General features: G+C 67.4%; 16 protein-coding genes. 8 read left to right on the forward strand and 8 right to left on the reverse strand.

The window, feature by feature from the left end; genetic code table 11:
- Nucleotides 1–2: 2 nt before the first annotated feature.
- Nucleotides 3–1307: a hypothetical protein gene (locus tag H6717_03290; GenBank protein ID MCB9576043.1), complete on the forward strand. Its 1305-nt coding sequence runs from the start codon at nucleotides 3–5 to the stop codon at nucleotides 1305–1307.
- On the opposite strand, the gene H6717_03295 is transcribed toward H6717_03290, so the two are convergent.
- A complete protein-coding gene (locus tag H6717_03295) occupies nucleotides 1292–2497 on the reverse strand; it encodes a hypothetical protein (protein ID MCB9576044.1) in 1206 nt (401 codons plus the stop codon). The genes H6717_03290 and H6717_03295 overlap by 16 nt on opposite strands.
- Before the next feature lie 88 nt (nucleotides 2498–2585).
- On the opposite strand from H6717_03295, the gene H6717_03300 reads away from it, so the two are divergent.
- Nucleotides 2586–3515: a hypothetical protein gene (locus tag H6717_03300; protein MCB9576045.1), complete on the forward strand. Its 930-nt coding sequence runs from the start codon at nucleotides 2586–2588 to the stop codon at nucleotides 3513–3515.
- A gap of 67 nt (nucleotides 3516–3582) precedes the next feature.
- On the opposite strand, the gene H6717_03305 is transcribed toward H6717_03300, so the two are convergent.
- Complete coding sequence (locus H6717_03305; GenBank protein ID MCB9576046.1) at nucleotides 3583–5685, reverse strand: enoyl-CoA hydratase/isomerase family protein; 2103 nt, start codon at nucleotides 5683–5685, stop codon at nucleotides 3583–3585.
- 29 nt (nucleotides 5686–5714) lie between these two features.
- On the opposite strand from H6717_03305, the gene H6717_03310 reads away from it, so the two are divergent.
- From H6717_03310 to H6717_03325, 4 genes are all read left to right on the forward strand, one after another.
- Complete coding sequence (locus H6717_03310) at nucleotides 5715–6812, forward strand: hypothetical protein (GenBank protein MCB9576047.1); 1098 nt, start codon at nucleotides 5715–5717, stop codon at nucleotides 6810–6812.
- A 35-nt stretch (nucleotides 6813–6847) separates the two neighbouring features.
- The gene (locus tag H6717_03315) at nucleotides 6848–8158 is read left to right on the forward strand and encodes a hypothetical protein (GenBank protein ID MCB9576048.1); all 1311 of its coding nucleotides are present in this window, start codon (nucleotides 6848–6850) and stop codon (nucleotides 8156–8158) included.
- Nucleotides 8158–8571, forward strand: a complete 414-nt coding sequence (locus H6717_03320; protein MCB9576049.1) for an EVE domain-containing protein — start codon at nucleotides 8158–8160, stop codon at nucleotides 8569–8571. The genes H6717_03315 and H6717_03320 overlap by 1 nt, the downstream gene beginning before the upstream one ends.
- Before the next feature lie 74 nt (nucleotides 8572–8645).
- A complete protein-coding gene (locus H6717_03325) occupies nucleotides 8646–10340 on the forward strand; it encodes a mechanosensitive ion channel family protein (protein MCB9576050.1) in 1695 nt (564 codons plus the stop codon).
- 1 nt (nucleotide 10341) lies between these two features.
- On the opposite strand, the gene H6717_03330 is transcribed toward H6717_03325, so the two are convergent.
- From H6717_03330 to H6717_03340, 3 genes are read right to left on the reverse strand one after another with little or no spacing between them, the layout of a single operon-like run.
- The gene (locus H6717_03330) at nucleotides 10342–10533 is read right to left on the reverse strand and encodes a hypothetical protein (protein MCB9576051.1); all 192 of its coding nucleotides are present in this window, start codon (nucleotides 10531–10533) and stop codon (nucleotides 10342–10344) included.
- Nucleotides 10534–10593: 60 nt separating this feature from the next.
- The gene (locus tag H6717_03335; protein ID MCB9576052.1) at nucleotides 10594–11649 is read right to left on the reverse strand and encodes a GGDEF domain-containing protein; all 1056 of its coding nucleotides are present in this window, start codon (nucleotides 11647–11649) and stop codon (nucleotides 10594–10596) included.
- Nucleotides 11650–11652: 3 nt separating this feature from the next.
- Nucleotides 11653–12921: an EAL domain-containing response regulator gene (locus tag H6717_03340; GenBank protein ID MCB9576053.1), complete on the reverse strand. Its 1269-nt coding sequence runs from the start codon at nucleotides 12919–12921 to the stop codon at nucleotides 11653–11655.
- A 2355-nt stretch (nucleotides 12922–15276) separates the two neighbouring features.
- Between H6717_03340 and H6717_03345 the strand changes: the two genes are divergently transcribed.
- Nucleotides 15277–16305: a hypothetical protein gene (locus tag H6717_03345; GenBank protein MCB9576054.1), complete on the forward strand. Its 1029-nt coding sequence runs from the start codon at nucleotides 15277–15279 to the stop codon at nucleotides 16303–16305.
- 36 nt (nucleotides 16306–16341) lie between these two features.
- Here the strand turns inward: H6717_03345 and H6717_03350 are convergent, their stop codons facing one another.
- The 3 genes from H6717_03350 to H6717_03360 are packed head-to-tail and all read right to left on the reverse strand — an operon-like array spanning nucleotide 16342 to nucleotide 18366.
- The gene (locus H6717_03350) at nucleotides 16342–16698 is read right to left on the reverse strand and encodes a hypothetical protein (protein MCB9576055.1); all 357 of its coding nucleotides are present in this window, start codon (nucleotides 16696–16698) and stop codon (nucleotides 16342–16344) included.
- Complete coding sequence (locus H6717_03355) at nucleotides 16695–17861, reverse strand: hypothetical protein (GenBank protein ID MCB9576056.1); 1167 nt, start codon at nucleotides 17859–17861, stop codon at nucleotides 16695–16697. The genes H6717_03350 and H6717_03355 overlap by 4 nt, the downstream gene beginning before the upstream one ends.
- A gap of 46 nt (nucleotides 17862–17907) precedes the next feature.
- Nucleotides 17908–18366: an NUDIX hydrolase gene (locus H6717_03360; protein ID MCB9576057.1), complete on the reverse strand. Its 459-nt coding sequence runs from the start codon at nucleotides 18364–18366 to the stop codon at nucleotides 17908–17910.
- A 195-nt stretch (nucleotides 18367–18561) separates the two neighbouring features.
- On the opposite strand from H6717_03360, the gene H6717_03365 reads away from it, so the two are divergent.
- Nucleotides 18562–19980, forward strand: a complete 1419-nt coding sequence (locus H6717_03365) for a L,D-transpeptidase (GenBank protein ID MCB9576058.1) — start codon at nucleotides 18562–18564, stop codon at nucleotides 19978–19980.
- The last annotated feature ends 14 nt before the right edge of the window (nucleotides 19981–19994 follow it).

Here is a 19994-nt window from a genome sequence, read left to right on the forward strand (position 1 = left end):
CCTTGCGTCGTCGTGAGTTCCTCGCTGCGGGCGCCGTGCTCGCCTTCGGCGGCTGTGAGCGGCGTCGCCCCGAGACACCCCTCGCTCACTTGTACGGACAAAAGTGGGTGACCGGTGCCTACACCCACTACGCCCAGGCCTACGCGGAGGTGGAAGACCAGTCTGAACGGGACAGCACCGAGGCCTACAGGGTGTTGGTTCAGCGCGGTGTCACCGCCCTCGAAGGACTCCAGCAGCGGGAAGTGCCGTTCTACGTCCGAGTCGATCCCGGCGGGGCCGCGTTCCACATCGAGCGGGACGTTCCCGAGCGCCTCACCTTCACCGCCGACATGACGCCGGCTCAGCGAGAAGCGGCCACTGTCGCGTGGAAGCGCGCACGCGATCACATCCAGCGGGACTACGACGAGGTTCGGCGCTTGGACTGGGCGCTCACGCGGCTGCTCTCGTCCACGGGTCACGTGCGCCACGCGATCGACGAAGGGCAGCTCGAGCAGTTTCGGCTGTGCCGTCAGCTCGATCAGCTCGAGGCCGGCGGCGCGCTCCCCTTCGAGCTGCCCTATCAGGTGAGCCGCGCGGACTACCAAAATGTGCTCGCGCTCCTGCTCGATCGTCTGGAGACGGATCGCACGCGGCTGTCGCAGGTCGAGTCCTCCATGGTGGCCACGGGTCTCGTCGCCCGGGCCACGGACGCGGGCTCGTCCAGCTTGGCGGTGAACCTGAAGAAAGTGCTGCTCGCGGTGGCGGAAGATGCCGAAGCCTTGGGGCGCGCCCGCTCCACGGACTATCCGTCGGAGGACGACCGCGCGGCGGCCCTGCTCCGGGCCCAAGCGCTCAGGAAGCGCATCACGGCGAGTCCCGAGTATCAGCGCTTCCTGCAGGCGCAGCGGGAGCGGGAGGACGTGATCGGCCAGCTCTTGGTGGTGCTCGATCAAATGACGGGACTGCCGACCTCGGCCATCTATCGCCAGGTGCTCCGCATCTGGCGCGGCGAAGGGGACTACCTGAGCTATCTGCAGATGGCGGTCAGCATGGTGCCGGGGACCGCGGGTCTGAGCTCCACGCTGCGCACCGCCGTGGAACGCACCGAGCAGGCGAGAAAGATCGTTTCCGACGGCGTGCGCGTGGCCGAGCTCCTGCGCGAAGGCGGCGCAGAGCAGATGATCGTGGCCGAGGGTGGCGGCCTCTTGAACGCCGCAACGCCCCGCGCCAAGGAGCAGCTGGCACGCCAGCTCGTGTTCCTGGAGAACGCCGACGAGCTCCGGGCGGTGAGCGAGGCGCTGGCCGGCACGCCCTACGGCGCGCCCTGACCGGGCCCGGCGTCGCCGATTCCGTCGGTCGCCACCTGCCAGAAGCTGCCGTACCCGCGGACGCGCTGGCGCCACTTGAAGTGGTCGAAGCTGGTCATCACCGTGGCGGTGCGGTGCCCGGGCATCTGCAGGGGATGGCGCCGACCCTGGTCCAAGTAGGCGCGGATGAAGAAGCTGTGCTCGTTGCTCGGCAGAGCATCCACGTTCTTCACCCACGCTTTCCACTGCGGCGGCTCCATCACGTACTGCTCCACGTTGGAGACGTAGAAGGCGAGCACCGGCAGGTCCCGCTTGGCGAGCTCCTGGCCGATGGCCTGCAGCGCGTGCTCTCCGGCAAAGTCGCCCACCACCGGGATGATCCGGTTTTCCTTCTGCAGCGTCTGTACGCTGCGAAACGCGCTCTCCGAGGCCAGAAAGCCGAGGGCCTTGCCCGCGGGAGACTTCTCCGAGAGGAGCTCCGCCAACGTCGGATACGTGCGGCCGTTCTTTTCCTTGAGCTCGAAGCGAATGTCCACGCCACCGTCGAAGAACGCACGATGGATGCGCTCCAAGGACTTCTCGTCCTTGCCGCTCAAGGCGACGCCGAAGGTGCGCAGCCGTCGCTTCACGCCGTCGTGGGCGGCGTCGAGATCCTGCGCGTCGTGAGGCATGCCGCGCACCGTCTTCAGGATCTCGTCGAGGGGAGCGCTGGCTCCGGGGTCCGCCTTGGCTTCGTAGCGACGCCCTGTGAGCAGCGCGAGAAACTCCGTGCGGGACGAAGCCATCTCGAACAGCGCCTTGTACAGCAGCTGCTCGATGGCGTTGTCGCGCCGGATGTCCACGATGAACGAAAGCTCGGGCCGGAGCAGCGCAATGTAGGTGAAGTTCTGCTCGGGCCCTACGCCGAGGTAGGCGCCGCGGCGGTGGGGCAGCTTCGCCATCGCGTCCGCCACTTGCAGGTAGCTGGTCTCGTTCGAGATCAGGTTGTCACTGAAGAACTCCCGGTCGGGCTCCGAGAGCTGGCGGAACAGCTGGGACAGCTCGCTGCGCGAGAGCCCCACGGGCGGCGTCGCGCTGGCCTTTGGTGCGGGAGCCGCCGGGGCCGGGCTGGGGGCCGGGGTCGCGCTCGCAGCGGGCCCTTTGGGGGCATCGCGATCGCAGCCGGAGACCAGCAGCAGAGCGCCGAGACTGAAAACGTGGAAGGATTTCACGGTTCTGGGAGACAAACGCCCCCTCAGCCTAGCCGATTCCGGCGCTCGGAACTCCGTCCTCTCGGCTGGTGTCGCAGTCCATGCGCCCATGAATCACCGCAAGTTGCGTCTGGCCCTGGTGGCTTCCTTGCTGCTCCACGCCGCAGCCCTGGGCGCCATGGCCCTGCGCCCCGCCTCCAGCGCTCGGGTGCAGCGAGCGGTGGAGCTGCCGGAGAGCTGGGGCGGGGACACCTTCGAGGTGGACGAGGTGACCCGACGCGGCGCTGCTTCCAAGCGTGTGGAGCCGACCCCACCCGAGCCGGAGCCGAAGGCGGAGCCCCAACCGAAAACCGAGCCCCAACCCAAAGTGGAGCCATCGGTGAAGCCGAAGCTGGCGCCCACGACGAAGCCGAAGCCGCCAGCGGAGCCGGCACCCAACGCGGAGCCGGACGTGAAGCCCAGCACCCGCGCGTCCAAGCCGAAGCCGATGGCGTCCGCCGGAGCCGATGCAGGCAGCACGCAGCCATCCACCGCGGCGACGGGCTCCGGGGATGGCGGCGCGCGCTACGGTGCCGAAGGCTTGCCGCCCGGCGTGCGCCGTCTGGCCAAGGCGTTCACCCGCGCCGTCACTGCGGCCACCAATCGCGATCCGTTCTGGGACGAGCAGCCCATTGGACTCGTGGGCAGCGCGCGGCTCGAGATCGAGCTCGACGCCGACGGACGGATCCGCGCCACCAACACGGGCAAGGACGAGCTCGCGCCGGCGCTCCGGCACCTCGTGGATCGCACCGTGCTCTTGCTGCGCACCGGGCGCTTCGCTCTGGCGTCGGGCCTGTCCGCCGGCAAGGAGGTGTTCCGCATCGAGGTCCGCCTCAGTCGTGGCGCCGAAGCCGAGGACTACGACAATCCGCGAGACACGGTGAGCCTCGGCTTCGATCCGCCGGGGCCGTCCACGCCGGGGCGGGCCTATTTCGTCCACGCCTCCGGCTTGCGTTTCGAGGCCAAGGTCGTGCTCGAGTCCTCTTCCGCCGAGGGCTGAGCGTCCGGGCTTTTTCCGCGGCGGACCGACATCCTGCTGCGGCTGCTTGTTGGTTCGCCGCGGAACCTCAGGACAAGACGCTGCCCGTCTCGGCCCGTCGCGAGAGCCCCTCGCTCGGCGCGAACAGTCCCAGCCCGAAGCGCTGGGCGTAGCTCGCGAGGGACTCGCGCACGTACGCCGCGCCCAGACCCTCGGCCCACTGCATCGGCCCCCCGCGGTACGCCGGAAAACCCATGCCCAAGATGGAAGCGACATCCACGTCTCCGGCGCGGAGCACCACGCCTTCGTCGAGAGCGCGGCACGCTTCGTCCACCACGCCAAACAGCGTCAGCTCCACGATCTCTTCGTCCGTCACGTCGATGGGCTCGGGGTTTCCGGCAGCTTCCCGCGCGCGCTGCACGAAGCTCGCGAGCTCCGGATCCCGTTCGGCCTTGCCGGCGACGTAGCGATAGTGTCCGGCGCCCGTCTTTTCACCGAGGCGGCCGGCCTCGGCCAGGAGCTTGCGGAGGGCGGAGCGGTAGCTGCGATCCGGGTGCGCGGCGTCGAGGATGGCACCGGCCGCGATACCCACGTCGATGCCGGCCAGATCGCTCATGCGGCACGGGCCCATGGGCATGCCGAAGGCGAACAGTGCGTCGTCGATGCGATAGGGATCGACGCCGTGATCCACCAGGAACCCCGCGGCGCGGGAGTAGCGGGAAAACACGCGATTGACCAGGAAACCCGGACCGCTCGTCACCACCACGGGCGTCTTTCGGAGCCTCTTCACCAGGCCCAGGGCGTCGACCACGGCCGCGCTCGAGGTCTCGCTCGTGCGCACCACCTCCACCAATTTCATCACGTGCGCAGGGCTGAAGAAGTGCAAGCCGACGACGCGATCGGCGTGCTGCGTGGCGCCGGCCAACTCGCGGATGTCGATCGTGGACGTGTTGCTGCACAACAGCGCCGTCGGCGAGAGCAGCGGGTCGAGGCGAGAGAAGAGCGTCTTCTTGAGCTCCGGGTCCTCGCTCGCAGCCTCGATGACGATCTGACTAGAAGCCAGCGCCTCGAGCTCCGTATGCGTGGTCAGCTGACTCAGCTGCTTTCGTGCGGCGCTCTCGTCGAGACGCCCGCGTTCGACCTGCCGCTGCAGGTTCTGGGTGACGCGTTCGCGCGCGGCCTCCCCGCGGGCGGCGTCCACCTCCAGCAGGCTCACGGAGACGCCGGCGGCGAGCAGCGCCGTCGCGATGCCGGAGCCCATGGTGCCGCCACCGATCACGCCCACGTGCTCCGCCCGGCGCGGCGACGACGCGCGATCGGTGACGCCAGGGACCTTGGCGACCTGCCGCTCGGCGAAGAACACGTGGATCAGACCGCGCGCGGCTGGGGAGCCGAGGAGCTCTCGGAACAGCTCGCGCTCACGGACGAGGCCCCGTGCGGCGCCCTGCTCGATGCCGACCCGCACGGCTTCGAGACAGGCGTCGGGGTAGCTCACGTTGCGGGTCTTGAGGCCGCTCTTGGCCTTGGCAAGGGCGCTGTGGGCGGCGGCGACGTCGGCCACGAGCTCGGCCCGCTGGAGCGTGCGGCGCCAGGGGGTCCTGCCGCTGGCGATCGCGTGAGCGAGGCTCCGTGCCCGCTGGAGAAGCTCCGTCGCGTTGGCGACTTCGTCGATCAGCCCGGGCGCGCTGCCGCCGGAGAGCTCCTTGCTCGACAGCATCATGGTGAGCGCGCGCTCCACGCCCACCAAGCGCGGCAGCCGCTGAGTACCTCCGGCGCCGGGGATCAAGCCGAGGCGGAGCTCCGGCAGACCCAAGCGCGCGCTGGGCGTGGCGACGCGCGCCGCGCAGGCCATGGCCAGCTCCAGGCCGCCGCCCAGGGCGTAGCCGTCGATGGCGGCGACGACGGGCTTTGGCGATTGCTCGATGGCGTCCAGTACGTCACCCAAGATCGGCGAGGCGGCGATGGGCGCTTCGCCGCGGGCGATGCGCTCGAGGCGAGTGATGTCGGCTCCCGCCACGAACGTGCTCCCGGCGCCGCGCACCACGACCGCGGCGACCGAGGGGTCGGCTTCGGCTTCCTGGAGTCGTGCCAGGAGCTCGGCGACGACGCTCTGAGCGAGGGCGTTCACCGGCGGGTTCTCGATCGTCATCGTGGCGATGCCGTCGGCGTGCGCGAGGTCGACTCCGGTCATGGCCTTGGCTTGCCATTTTCGCTTCGATCGTGACAAGACTCGCCCACGTGCGCTGGCGCCTTCTTCTCCTTTTCGTGGTGTTGGTCGCGGCGGCCTGCCGCGACCGCGCCTCGCGGGCGGCCCCCAGCGAAGACGCGCCGCCGCGAGCGGCACCCAGCCGGGCCCGGTCGCCCTCGGCGCTGGCCGCGGTGGGGTCCGTGTTCGCTTCCCGAGGGGAGTGCTTGCGCCGTGTCGAGGCGGGCGAGCGCCTGCGCCGAGCGCGGCCCGGCACCCGGCTGGCGACCTGGAACGTGGAGTGGTTTCCGGATGGGCGTCCCGGGAAGCGGCCGAAAGGCCCCGGCACGGACGTCGAGTGGCTCGCCTGTGCCATCACGTGGCTCGACGCGGACGCGGTCGCAGTGCAGGAGATCAAGCGCACGAAGCGCGCCCAGGAGGCGAGCGCGGCCCTGCTGCGGGAGCTCTCCCGCCTGAGCGGCGGCGAGTGGAAGCTCGCGCTGGACGAGTGCGAGATCACTTCCGCGCAGCACGTGGGGTTTCTTTGGAACGCGAAGCGGGTCCGGGCGGGGCCGCTGGTGATGCTGCCGTCGATCAATCCGCACGGCGAGCCCTGCAAGGACATGCTCCGGCCGGGCGTCGGCCTCCACCTACGGGTGTCCCCGGACTTCGATTTTCAGTTCGTGTCGTTGCACCTGAAGAGCGGGACGAAGAGCCGGGATCTCGAGCTCCGCAAGAGGTCCTGGGACGGCCTCGGCGCAGCGCTCGCGACGCTGGAGCAAAGCGACCAGGACGTGGTGATTGCCGGGGACTTCAACACCATGGGCTGTCGCCGCTGCTCTCCGTCGGTGTCGTCGCCAGAGGAGCTTTCGGCCCTGGACGCGGCGCTGACGACGCTGACGCGCGTGCCGGCGGATGCTCCGTGCTCGGAAGCCTACGGTTCGCGCGGAACCCTCCTCGACCACTTCCTGCTGAGCCGGAGCCTGCGGTTTTCCGGCGCCAAGAGCCGAGTCAGTGGCTTTTGCGCGGATTCGAGCTGTCGCTTCGAGTCTCGCGAGCGGCCCGCCGCCGAGAACGCGCTGTCCGACCATTGCCCCGTGGTCCTCGACCTGCCCATGAAAGCGGGGGATTGAATCCCACGGCTCGATTTGCGCTATCCTCCTGGACGATGAGCCGACGTGCTTGGGGACTCTTGCTCGCCGCTGCCGCGGGCGTGGTGGTGAGCGCTCACGCCTGCAAGGTGTACGACGAGTCGCTGCTCGAGAAGCAGGCTGCGGGCGACGTTCCCAAGGATCTGTGGGGCAGCGGCGTGGGTTGGTGGTCTTCCAAGAAGGCGAACGGGTGCATCAGCGCGGGCGTTCCCACCGCGGATCAGCGCCCGAAGAACACCGGCAGCGACAAGATCGATCCGCTCTATTTCGCCGTCCGCTCGATGGCCCTTGGCTCCCTGGATCGCAACCAAGAGAAGACCCCGGGCGCGTGGATGGATCTCGGCTTCGATCTGGACGGCCTGTGTACCGGGTCGGAGACCTGTCCGGAGGATCCCGGCCTCAATTTCGCCTGCAAGACCCAGGGTGCGGTGCCTCCCGACGGCCGCTACTGTCGCGACAACAGCTTTGGCAAGCTCGAGGGGGAGGCCGTGGGTCTCGGCGGGGGCAAGGACTTCGGCCTCAGCAATGACGGCTTCAACTGTGCCCTGTGTCGCGGCGACTACAACTTTCTGATCAAGATCTCCGACTACAACGGCCAGGCGAACGACTCGAACGTTCGCATCGACCTGTATCCCTCGCCCGGCATCGAGACCAAGCCGGGCTGGGCCTGCAACCTGAACACCGCCGAGGGCGCCTGGAAGGCCAACGAGTGCTGGACCGCCGACAGCAAGTGGACCATCCAAACGAAGTCCTTCGAAGGCAGCATTCCGGCCACCGGGGACCTCCCCGCGGCGGTCCTGAACGACCCCAGCGCCTACGTGCGTGACGGCTACGTCGTCGGCCAGCTGCCGGCGGACGCGCTGTTCTGGTTCCCGGGAGAGTCGGCCGCGCGCGCGTTCCCACTGAAGATCCAGGCCGGCGTGTTCACGGGTCGTATCGAACAGCAAGACGGTGCCTGGGCGATCGAGGACGGCACCATCGCGGGGCGGTCGAAGGTGACCGACATGGTCGACAGCTTCCAGCAGATCGGCGTTTGCGACGGCCACCCGCTGTTCAGCGGTATCAACCTGTTCCTGACCACCGGCGCGGACGTGCTGGCCAACGGCTCCGTCAGTCCGGAAGCGAACTGCGACGCCCTCAGCATTGGCATCGGCTTTCGCGCGGAGCAAGCGAGCTTCAGCCGCACGCCGGTGGACGTCACCCCGCTGCCGGGTTGCCCGCCGGATGGCGGGACCGGTGGCAGCGCCGGAACCGGTGGCAGCGGTGGCACGGGCGGTACCGGTGGCAGCGCCGGAGATGCCGGACCTGAGGACGCCAGCGCGGAGTGATGGCCCACTTCCTGGTGAAGAGCGAGCCCTACAAGTACGCCTTCGCGGACTTGGTGCGGGACAGGAAGACCGTGTGGGACGGCGTGCGGAACTTCGAGGCCCGCAACAACCTGCGCGCCATGAAAAAGGGCGATCTGGTTCTCTACTACCACTCGAACGAGGGCAAGGAGATCGTGGGCGTGGCAAAGGTGGTGCGCACCGCGTATCCCGATGCCACGGCCACGGACGGGGACTGGAGCGTCGTCGACCTGGCTCCGGTCAAGGCGCTGGCCGAGCCCGTCACCCTGGCGCAGCTCAAGGCGGACCCCGCATTCGCGGAGATGGCCCTCATCAAGCGCTCGCGCATCTCCGTCGTGCCGGTGAGCGCGGTGCACTTCAAGCGCGTCCTGAAGCTCTCCGGCACCAAGCTGTGAGGGTTTCGATCGTCCGAGCTTCCTGTTAACAGGGTCCGCGCCCCTCGCGGGTCCGCGACGACGGGAGGTACGACGTGAACGTCCGCAGACTCTACATGTTCTTGTGCTGGGCCGTGGTGTGGCTCTCGGCGACCAGCGCCTTCGCGGCGCCCCCGGAGGATTGCTCCACGCCCCGGAGGGCGACGGACTCGGTGTTCGCGTGGCAACAGCCCGAGAGCCACGATCTGGCCAAGGCGACGATGTGCCTGGATCCGGCGGGGCGCACGCCGCATGCGCTCAAGGAATCGGCCAAGCACCTGAAGGCGGTTTACGACGGCCGCGCCCTGTACGTGAACATGGAGGACATCAGCGACGAGGCCGGCTACCGCGATCCGGTCAGCGGCAAGGCCGTCGTCGTTCCTCACTCGGGCCTACCGGACGTGGCCCTCGAGCTGCACGGCAAGAAGTGGGTGTGGACTCGCGCTTCGCTGGATCGCATCGACGAGCTGTTCGAGGATTCGTCGTCCCTGCTGGGCGACAGCACCATAGAGAAGCTACCGGACTGGCTGCGCGGCTCGGTGCTGGGGGTGCAGACCTGGCAGTACCTGGCGCTCCTGATGGTGCTGCTCGTGGGATTGGTGCTGCGGCGCACGATCCAGTTCGTGGTGCAGCGCCGCGTGAAGGATCTGGTGGAGAAGCACGGCCAGCTCTGGGCGTCGCGCTTGGTGGACGTGTTCGCGTCTCCCGGCGCCACGCTCTTGATGGCGCTGCTCTTGCGGGTGACCTATCCGGAGCTCAGGCTGCCGCTGACGGCGGCCCTGGCGATGAGCGTGGCCGTGCGCGTGCTGGTGGCGGTGTCCATCGTGTGGGCCGCCTATCGCCTGGTGGACGTGTTCGCGGAGCGCATGGCGCAAAAGGCGGCGGCCACGGAATCCAAGCTGGACGACCAGCTGGTGCCGCTGATCCGCAAGTTCCTGAAGGTCTTCACCGTGGTCGCGGGCGTGTTGTTCGTTCTGCAGAACCTGAACGTCAACGTCGCGTCACTCCTGGCGGGCCTGGGCATCGGCGGCTTGGCCGTAGCCCTGGCCGCCAAGGACACCATCGCGAACTTCTTCGGCAGCGTGATGATCTTCGTCGACCGGCCGTTCCAGATCGGGGATTGGGTGGTGGTCGACGGCGCCGAGGGCATCATCGAGGAAGTCGGCTTCCGCTCGACGCGCATCCGCACCTTCTACAATTCCGTGATCACGCTGCCGAACGCGCGCTTCATGGAGGCCAAGATCGACAACTACGGTGCGCGTCAGTACCGCCGCACCTTCGTCACCCTGAACCTGACCTACGACACCACGCCGGAGCAGATGCAGGCCTTCGTGGAGGGCGTACGCGCCATCATCGTGGCCAATCCGCACACTCGCAAAGACTACTACGAGGTGCACATGTCCGGCTTCGGAGCGCACTCTCTGGACGTGATGCTGTACTTCTTCTTTGCGGTGGACTCGTGGTCCATGGAGCTCCGGGAGCGCCACAACGTGTATCTCGAGATCATGCGCCTGGCGAAGGACCTGGGCGTGGAGTTTGCGTTCCCCACACAGACGTTGTTCGTGGACCAGGTGGCCGCCCCCGGAGCGGCGCGCAAGCTGCCCGAGCCGCAGCCCACGGAGAGCATGGCGCGAGTGGTCGACGGCTACGGTCCGGAGGGGGACCGCGCGCGCCCGAGCGGCCCGCGCATCACGGACGGCTACCTGGCGGCCACGGCGCCGGCCGCGCAGAGCGCCGACGACGCGGGCTGAGTCAGTCCTTCTTGGGAGCGTCGTGGATGTCGATGAGCGTCGACAACGCTTCGATCTCGCGTTTCGTCTGGATCTCGCGTTGACGTAGGAGCTTCAGATCCGCTTCCAGCTTGCGCTGATCGGCTTCCAGCTCCCGGAGCGAGTCCTTCAGCGTGTCCCGTTCCTTCTTCAGCGATTCGATGTCCAGCGCCACGGCAGTCTCCTCGGCGAAACGATGTACCAGAGATCCGGGCCGTGGGACCAGGGCCGTCGTTCAGTCGAAGGCCACGATGCGGTTTCGACCGCCCTCTTTCGCACGATATAGGCGGTCGTCGGCGCGGCCCATCAGCTCTTCTCCGGTCCTCGGGTCGCACTCCGCCAAGGTGGCGCAGCCACCGCTGAGGGTCACGCCGATGGGCTGCCGGCCGTACACCGCCGGGATCACCTGAACGGTCGCCCGGATGCGCTCCGCGGCCCGCGCAGCGCCGGCTCGGTCGATTCCGCGCAGGAGCACCGCGAACTCCTCGCCACCGTAGCGCGCGAACACGTCCTCGGTGCGCAGCTGCCCCATTGCCGTCTTGGCGACGTGGCGCAGCACGGCATCCCCGGCGGGGTGGCCGAAGCTGTCGTTCACCTTCTTGAAGAAGTCGATGTCGAACAGGATCACGCTGACCGCGCTCTGGTGCCGCAGCGCATAGGCGATCTCCGCCTGCAGGCGCTCGTCGAAGTGACGCCGGTTGTAGGCCATGGTGAGGGCGTCTCGAGTGCTCGATCGATAGAGCTGTCGGAGCAGATCTTCGTGCTCCGCCGTCACGACCGCGAAGCGAAAGCCCACCCGAGGCCCCACGTGCACCGTGTCGCCGTCGTGCAGCATGTGACGCTCCACGCGTTTGGCTCGAACGAAGACGCCGTTTCGCGACCCCAGATCCTCGAGCAGGTAGCCAGCTGCCGTGGGCAAAATGCGGGCGTGGTGTCGGCTCACTCCGGCGTCGTGAACGCACACCTCGCTGTCAGCGTGGCGCCCGATGGTGGCGCCGCCGCGGCCGATGCTGAACACCTCCCCCGCGTGGGCGCCATCCGTGCGCACCAGAACCGCGTGATCCTCCGCCGACCCCTCGTCCAGCGGAACACCCAGCGTGGACAGCCGTTGAACGTCGGTGTCTTCGTCCCAGTCGTCCACCACCGGTCGGAGCGACGGCCGGGTGGGCGGCCGCACCGCCGGCATTTCCGGTCGAGTGATGGCGGGCTGTTGGCCACTCGCTTCCCGCTTGGGGAGCGTAGCTACCCGGTAGTAGCCGGGCGGCAGCGAGCGAGTGGGTTCATTGGCCACGGTTCACCAAGCGACGAGCGGGAAGGCGGGGCCGGGTTTGGCGAACAGATAGCCTTGGAACAGGTCGCAGCCGAGCTCCACCAGGGCGTCGCGCTCCTCCCGCGTTTCAACGCCTTCTGCCACCACCAGCATGTCCATGTCGCGGCATAGCGAGGTCATCGAACGAATGACCTTTTGCTTGGTGCTACTGATGTGAACGTCCCGCACCAAGCTCATGTCGAGCTTCACGACCTCGGGCTCGAGCTGCGCGAAGCTGGTCAAGCCGGCGTAGCCGGCACCCAGATCGTCGACGGCGATGCGAAATCCCATCTCTCTGAGGGCCGCGACGCGGCTTCGGACGTCGCGCACCTCTTCCAAGCTGGAGCGCTCGGTGATCTCGAGAATCACACGGCTCGCGAGCTTGGACAGGGGCGCGTCCGGCAAGAACAACGCCGGGTCGAGCAGGTCATGGACGTGGAGGTTCACGAACAGATTGCCGGACTCCGGAGCGCTCGCCACGGTGCTTGCGGCGCGGTCGCGAATGGTCCGCCCGAGCTCCGGCAAGCGCTCCAGGCGCTGTGCCGCATCGATCACGGCGCCGGGGTGCGGCAGGCTGGGCTCCTTGCTGCGCAGCAGGGCCTCGTGTCCGAAGACGCGACGCGAGGACAGCGAGAGGATGGGCTGGAACGCGATCCACAGCGTGGACAGGGCGCGGTCGTAGCTAGCCTCGAGCCCCGCGCGATCCGCGGCCCGAGCGCCATCCAGGCCGAGCAGATCCGCCGCCTGTTGCTTGACGCGCGCCATGCGATGTAGGCGCACCCCGCGTTCCACGATGCGATCCACTTCGTCCGGCGCGGCGGGCTTGGTGAGGTAGTGGAAGGCGCCGTACTGCAGCGCCGCCACCGCGGTAGATACCGCCGGCTCGCCGGTGATGAGCACCACCGGGACCAATAGGTCGTGCTCTCGCACCTCGCGCAGCAGCTGGATGCCGTCCATCCCGGGCATCGCGATGTCGCTGACGATGACGTCGACCGGCTCCTTCGAGATCTGCAGAATGGCGTCGGCGCCATCCGGGGCGGTTGTCACGTCGTAGCCTCGCTGCGCCAGGAGCCGCGCCATGCTGCGACGGACCATGGCGTCGTCATCCACCACCAGCACGGAGCCGCGGGAGCCCTCGGCGAGCCGTTCCGAGCGCGGATCCGGGGGCAAAGTGGCGGGGGCCAAACCCGAGTGGGACGATGTGCTCTGAGGTGCGGGATCCGCAGCAATCAGATTGAGGGCCGAGGGGGTCATGCCTCGATGGACGGTTCTCCCGTCCGGCCCTTGAGGATTTCCGCGCTGTGGCGAGCTGCCTCGGGGAAAAATCAGGGACGTTCGTGTGACAGTCTTCTCAAGCAATAGATATAATCAAACAACATTTATCGGATCTATCAAATGCCATTTTCAAAGATAAATGGTGCGATTCGGAGCCTACGAAAGGTCGCTATGGCGGAGCCCGTCTACAAGAATTAAGTTAATGATATCAAAATGTTAGATATCATGTCGGTTCGCCGCGGAACCTCGCGCCCCGCGCTCCGGAGCCGAACCTGCGAACAACCTGTGGATAAGTAAATCGCATCTGAAAAGCACTTTTGTGTTGCGACGAAGGGGGGAGTGGAGGCATATATGTCCTCGGAAGTTCGCGGCACATCCGCCAGCGAGCACCTGGTTCGTTGACAACCTCAGAGGCGCCGTGGCGCGCTGGTTTTTCGGTCTGGCCGCAAGCCAACCGGACAAACGGCAGCCACCGCCGGACAGAGCTGGGCAGGCTCGAAAACCCGTTTTTCGAGCGGCTCACCAAAGCCACCCAAGCTCACCGTGCGTAAAAAGGCGTGCGGATCGTCCTCCCCACCACAAAAACAGCGCGTGAGCGCGGGTGGGGGCAACAGGACATCCCGACTCCGCGGAGATTGCGCCTCCGTCGGGGTTCTCTGGAGTCGTCAGACACCTCGGCTCTCGTCACTGTCGCTCCTTTCGCGAGGACGGCAGGATCGGGGGCCTTGGCCGGAAATCTGGCTGCTGGGCATCCAATCTTCAGGCTCGGTACAGCAGAATTTCGGCGACAGGGAGGTGTTCGGAGACGGTACGAGTCGGCCTCTGCGTCGCAGCACGCAAGCTGTCTCGGCTTTCTCCGGCCGGTGCGGTCGGCCCTTCGGGGGTCAGCCAGGGGTAACTCTGGTACCGCGCCGCCCACAGCTCACGGGGCTTCGGTCCTGGTGGGCAAGCGGGAAGCGTGAAAGCGCGGTCTCGCGTGGGGAGCAGTTGTTCGTGGTTGTGCCCGCACTTGGTGTTTGGAAGCAAAAGTCGGTAAGCGGTGTCCGGTTCGGACACGATCCTCGGTTGCGGCTGAGGGGAGTGGCAGGACCTAGAAACCGGAGGGCTTCGGCCCACCGGGATCGAAACGGCATCGAGCGCTGAATCGTCCGTGGGATCCCACACGAGATCAGCAAAGGGGCCGAGGAGGTCTCCTTACCGATGGCAGGCGTCTCGGGTCGTGAAATCCCGGAGTCCTTCACGGGGCTTTGGGTGGCAGCGGTCTTGGTCGTCGGTCGACTTTCGAGGGGAGAGCCCTCGGGAGGAGCCGACGATGACGGAGACGTCAGGGGCTGGCTCTCACGCCGCTCATCTCGGTCGAATACACCGAGGTGGGGTTCGGCGGAGTAAACAAAGCCGGCTGAAGCGAGTGCTCGTAGCCGTGAACTCGAGCGCTCCCCAGACGGGTCACCGCCTGGGACCACGCCAAGTGAAGGGTGCTCATCTTTGAAATGTGAGTTGCACAGATCGACCGGACGCATCTTTGGTCGCGGGACGCATGGCGCCGAAAGGCACGTGCAAACGCGGTCTAGCCCGATGGGAGCCGAGGCAGCTTTGGTGAGCTGTCGCGGACCAAGTCGAGCGAACGGGTGTGCGAAGCTCGTCCCTTGCGTGAATCACCAAGTGGCGAGCGTCGACCTACGATGAGAGACTCGTAGGGTTCCGTGAGTACGGTCGAAGGCGTTCTGGATCACGAGCGGCGTTGCTCTTAAACCGTTCAGCGCAAGCGTGGTCCTGGCCAACCGGGTCAACGTGAAGTCCGAAACGAATCGCGCAAGCGGTCACGTCGGGGTTCTCCAGCCGGTGGCGTCGATTGAAGCGGCGTCAACGGTGCCCGAGGGGCGACACAGAACGTCAGAGGCTGGGCGCTTCGACGGTCAAGGCTCCTCCAGTCGAGTAGACGCGGGGGGTCAGAAGCCCGCGGCTGCGGAAACGCAGTCTCGCCAGGGCTCGCCGCCGACGTTCTTCGCCGAAGCTGGCACGAGCTAACGACTCTGCCATCCGAACCGGGTCAAGCCAGCGCGAACTGCGCGGGTCCGGATTTCGGGAGCTCACATTGAGATGACGATGCCACCTCGGGCGTTTGCAAACGTCGAGTGTGGAGGTCGGTGAATAGCAAAGCAGAAATGCTCGGGGCAGACGCCCACCACCGACAACAGTGACCTTCCTCCGGGGCGATTCGGGTGACCGAATCGCCCCGGATTTTTTTTGTCCATCGCCTGGCGCGGTTGCGCGGCCGCGGCCCCTCACGTACCCTCGTTCTGCAAATACAGAATGCAGAGAACGAGAGGGGTCATGTCGAGTCGCACCATCACAATCCTGTTCGCCCTGCTGGTGCTGGCCGGCTGTGGGGAGAGCGCCGCACCAAAGAGCAACGGTGCGGGGGCTGCCGGTGCGGGCGGCAAGCTCCCGGAGCAGAGCGCGCCAGAGAACGCCGTGGGCGGATTTTCGATCCAGCTGCCGGAAACCACGCTGGCGCCCGGGGAGGAGCTCGAGCCCTGTTGGATTTTCCCCCTCGAGGTCCAGGGCCCCAGCCACTTCGTGGCCGCCGCTCAGCTGATCACGGGGGAAGGCCTGCACCACGGCAACATCACCACCCGCAAGAAGACCGGAGAGGGCATTCGCGATTGCACGAACGACCCCAACGGCAGCATCGCCGGGGGCGAGGCGGACGACATCTTGAGCGGCGGCGCGGTCTTGTTCGGCTCCTCCACGCAGCTAGTGGGTAGCGAGTGGCATCGCTTTCCCGACGGCAAGGCGTACCGCGTGAAGGACGGCTACGAGATCGTGGCCCGCATGCACTACCTGAACACCACGAGCCAGCCGGTCACCGTATCTCCCCAGTACCACTGGTACACGATTCCCGAGGCGGACGTGGTGGATGAGCTGGCGCCCTTCGCCTGGGCTCTGACGGATTTCGAGATCCCGCCCAAGAGCGAGCACACCATCAGCACCGAGTGCTGGCTCTACGAGCAGATGAAGATCGTGGACGCCATGCCCCACATGCACGCCCTGGGGGATCGCTTCACCGTGAGCTACGTGGGCGGCAGCCGAGACGGCGAGGCGTTCCTGGACGACCGCGGCTTCGACGAGGCCAGCGACATCTACAGCTTCGATCCGGCCGTGGATCTGGGCCAGGGGGACGGCGTCCGCTTCGGCTGCACCTGGAAGAACACCTACGACAAGTTCATCCACGAGGGCATCGGGGACAACGAGATGTGCATCCTGTTCGGCTACGCCTACCCCGCGACGCAAGCCTTCAGCGCCGTGGCCACCGAGCAGAAATGCATCCCCGTGCTCCCGCCGCCCCCAGACGCACCATAGGGGCCGCGTGGTTCCGCGTTGCCCCGACAAGAATCGTCAGGGGCGGTCGATGCGTTCCAAGCGACCGCGGGCGGTGACGCGATAGCGGGCGCGAGAGACGCGGCGGCCGCTGCCGCGCGTGTCCTTCTCGAGGTAGTCGAGAGCGCTCTGGCGCCGCGGGGGGATGGGACGCGAGACGGTACGCTCGAGCTCCGTTCCGAGCTCGAGGCGCATCTCGATGCGGCGCTCCCACACCGTTCCGGGGCCGGCGTCCAGCGTTTCCACCACGGCGCCGGGCGTGTCGCTGACGGAGATCCAGACCCGCTCCTTCAAGAGCTTCCAGGTGATCTTCTGCGTGCCGCCGGCGACGATGGTCTCGGACTCGAGCACCTCCACCAGGGGGCGCTCGCTCACTTCTTGGGCTCGGAAAGGGGCGCGAAGCCGGGCTTGTCGGGCGGAGGCACGATGGAGTCGTCGTCCTCCTTGGGCTCCGGCTTGGTCGTGCCCGTGTCGGGTTTGTGTTGGTCCGGCGCGGGCTGCGAGGTGTCCGCCGGTGTGGCGGGCTTCGTCTCCGTAGCCGTCTGCTCCACGAAACGGGGCGGCCGCGTCGGGTCACATCCGGGACCGAAGCCCGTCGCGTCGAAGTCGACCTCGGCGCTGCCCTTCTGCTCGTCGCCCTCGAGCGTGGTGCGCTGCACCTCCACGCGCAGGCGGCGCTTGCCGGCGCGCGCCGGCGAGCAATACGACACCAGGTAGTAGCGGCCGTAGAGCGCGTTGACCTTCGCGGCAGCTTCGTCGAGACCGATGCCGGCCATGGCCACGGAGGGCGAATGCGCGACTCCATTGCGTCCGATCACGGCGAGGTTGTCCTGAGTGGTCTCGTCCCCGATGGCCACCGCCACCACCTGGTGATGGGTGTTGTCGAGGGCTTGGGACAGCGCTTCTCCACTGGTCCGGCCGGCGAGATCCGGCCCGGTGGCGAACACCACCAGAGTCCCCACCCGCACCGGCTTCTTCTCGGTCATCAACCGGGCGTCGAGCTCCGAGAGTCCTTTCAAGATGGCGCCGTTGAGGTTCCGCGAAGGGTCCTTGCTCTGGTAGCTCGACAGCGCCGTGAGCTCCTCCGGCGTGGTCGCGTTGCCCTTGGGGTACTCGCCGATGAGCTTCAGCTCCGGGCTGCCGTCGAAGGCGAACACGGTGACGGCTTGATGCTCGCGCACGGCGGCGACGAAACCGGCGGCACCGCGGGCCAGCTGGCGGCGGGAGTTATCGTCCTTGGCGGTGCTGACGTCGACCAAGAGCACCACGCGGTGGAGCACGGCGACGTCGCGATCCAGGAGCGTGAGCTTCACTTCGTCGCCGTCGAGCGGCTGCTCGTTTTCGTACAGGTGAAAGCTCTGCTCCGTGAGGTCCGTCACCGGCTCCTTGCCATCCGAGACGGCGAGATACACCGCTACGTTGCTCGGAGGAGCGGCGGAGCTGGCCACGCTCTCGACGTCCAAGCCTCCGAACAGGATCGAGCAGCCGGAGACGAGCCAAGCGGTCAGCGCCAAGAAGAGATGGAACCTGCGGGTCATCGAACCTCGTTTTGTGCGCCCAAGGCCCCGGGCACAAGGGCCCGCGTCACTCCCAGAAGGGGCGGCCGGCGCGCGCGTTGTCCAGCATGGGCCCCATGCCGTGGGCCAGTCGGGTGGGCAGCTCGGACTCCTCGAAGAGGCGTACCTCTGCAATTTCCACGGGATTTTCCGGGGGCTGGGAGGGCTCGTCCACGGTGGCGAGGATGACCACGGTCACCGCGTGGAAGCGCGCGTCCCGCTCAGGCGCGGAGTAGACCCCGGAGACCTCGCCGAGCTCCGCCGAGAGCACCCCGGCTTCTTCCCGGAGCTCCCGGCGGATGCCATCGCGCAGCGTTTCGCCCCACTCCAGCGTGCCGCCGGGCAGCGCCCACTCGCCCGTGTCGGTGCGGCGGATGAGCAGCCAACGCCCATCCCGGGTGCGCGCCGCGGCTGCAATGCCGACCACCGGCCGCCGCAAGAGATGGCGGGCGACTTCCTTGACGATGGCCCAGGCACCACGCGGGATCCTCACGCCCCGGACCATAGCGGATTTCGCGGTCGGGTTGTGGTAGGCCCGGCCCTTCGAAACGCCATGCGTGTCCGCGTTCTTTGCCTCGCCGTCCTCACCCTCTCTGGGTGTGTGGACCGAAAGGAACCGCCGGGCGCTCGGCCGGAGGCGTCGAGCGAGCCCGCGGTCGTTTCGGCGACGGGCGAGCCGCTGGTGGAGCCGGCGGCGTCCACCACGCCGAAGGGGGCGTCGCCCGTCAAGAGCGTGATCGGCACCGAGCGGGACAACCTGCCGTTCGAGCCGGACGGCACCAAGATCGCGTCCATCGCGTGGCGCAACTGGGTGTACACGGACACCGGGCCCAAACGCACCCGCTACGGCTACCTGCGCGCGGGAGCCATCCTCGACGCTCGCGGTCCCGCGATCGTGAACGACGGCTGCGCCGGCGGTTGGTATCGCATCAACCCCCGCGGCTTCGTGTGCGTCGGGAAGGGCGCGACGCTGGACGTCGACAACCCCGTCGTGGTCGCTTCCAGCGTCCGGCCCGTGCGCGGGCAGGGCTTGCCCTACCTCTATGCGCGCGCCGGGGACGTGCCGCCGCTCCGCTATTTCCGCCTGCCCACCAAGGCCGAGATGAAGATGGTGGAAGGCGAAGGTTGGGACGGTCACGCCCTGGCCTTCAAACAACGGCTCGGCCCCTTGGGGCTCACGGATCTACTGGGAGAGATCGGCCCACCGCCGGACTTCGTGCCGCAGAAGGGCGAGATCGCCAAGCCCTACGGCGTGCCGCAGCACCTGCACTTCTCCGTGCACGCTGGGCGCGCCGCACCGGACAGCGGCTTCGCCATCCAGCGCGTGTTCGAGTGGGAGGGCCGCATCTTCGGGCTCACGACGGAGCTCGACATCATCGCGCTGGATCGCACCCACGTGGTGAAGCCGTCGGAGTTCCACGGCGTGGAGCTGAAGGACGGCGAGAGCCTGCCCCTGGCCTTCGTGATGCAGCACTTCTCGCAGCGCTACGAGATCAGTGAGGCCGGCCCCATGGTGCCCCGAGGGAGCTACCGCTGGCGCGAGGGCGTGCTGCTTACGGGCAAGAGCAACGGCGGCGGCTTCTTGGAGACCACCGACGGTCACCTGCTCGCGGGCGACGGCACCCGCGTGATCAAGGCCCGGGACAGCTTTCCGAGCTTCGCCACCGGTACTCGCAAGTGGATCGACATTTCCATCAACGACCAATCACTGGTCGCCTACGTGGGTACCAAACCGGTGTACGTCACGCTCGTGAGCACCGGCCGTGGCGGCCTCGGGGATCCGGAAAAGACCTTCAGCACCGCCCGCGGCACCTTCATGGTCCACTCCAAGCACGTGTCCGCCACCATGGACGGCAACGAGGACAAGTCCGACTCCTACAATCTCTTGGACGTGCCCTTCGTGCAGTACTTCCACAAGGGCTTCGCCCTGCACGGCACCTACTGGCACGACGAGTTCGGCAAGGTCAGAAGCCACGGCTGCGTGAACCTCTCTCCCATCGACGCCGCTTGGCTCTTCGAGTGGACGGATCCCGTCGTGCCCCCCGGCTGGCACTCGGTGCTGAACAAGGATCGCGGAACCGTCGTGTTCATCCACGCCTGACGCCTCCTTCTGTT

Source organism: Polyangiaceae bacterium (assembly GCA_020633235.1).
Classification (GTDB): Bacteria; Myxococcota_A; Polyangia; order Polyangiales; family Polyangiaceae; genus JACKEA01.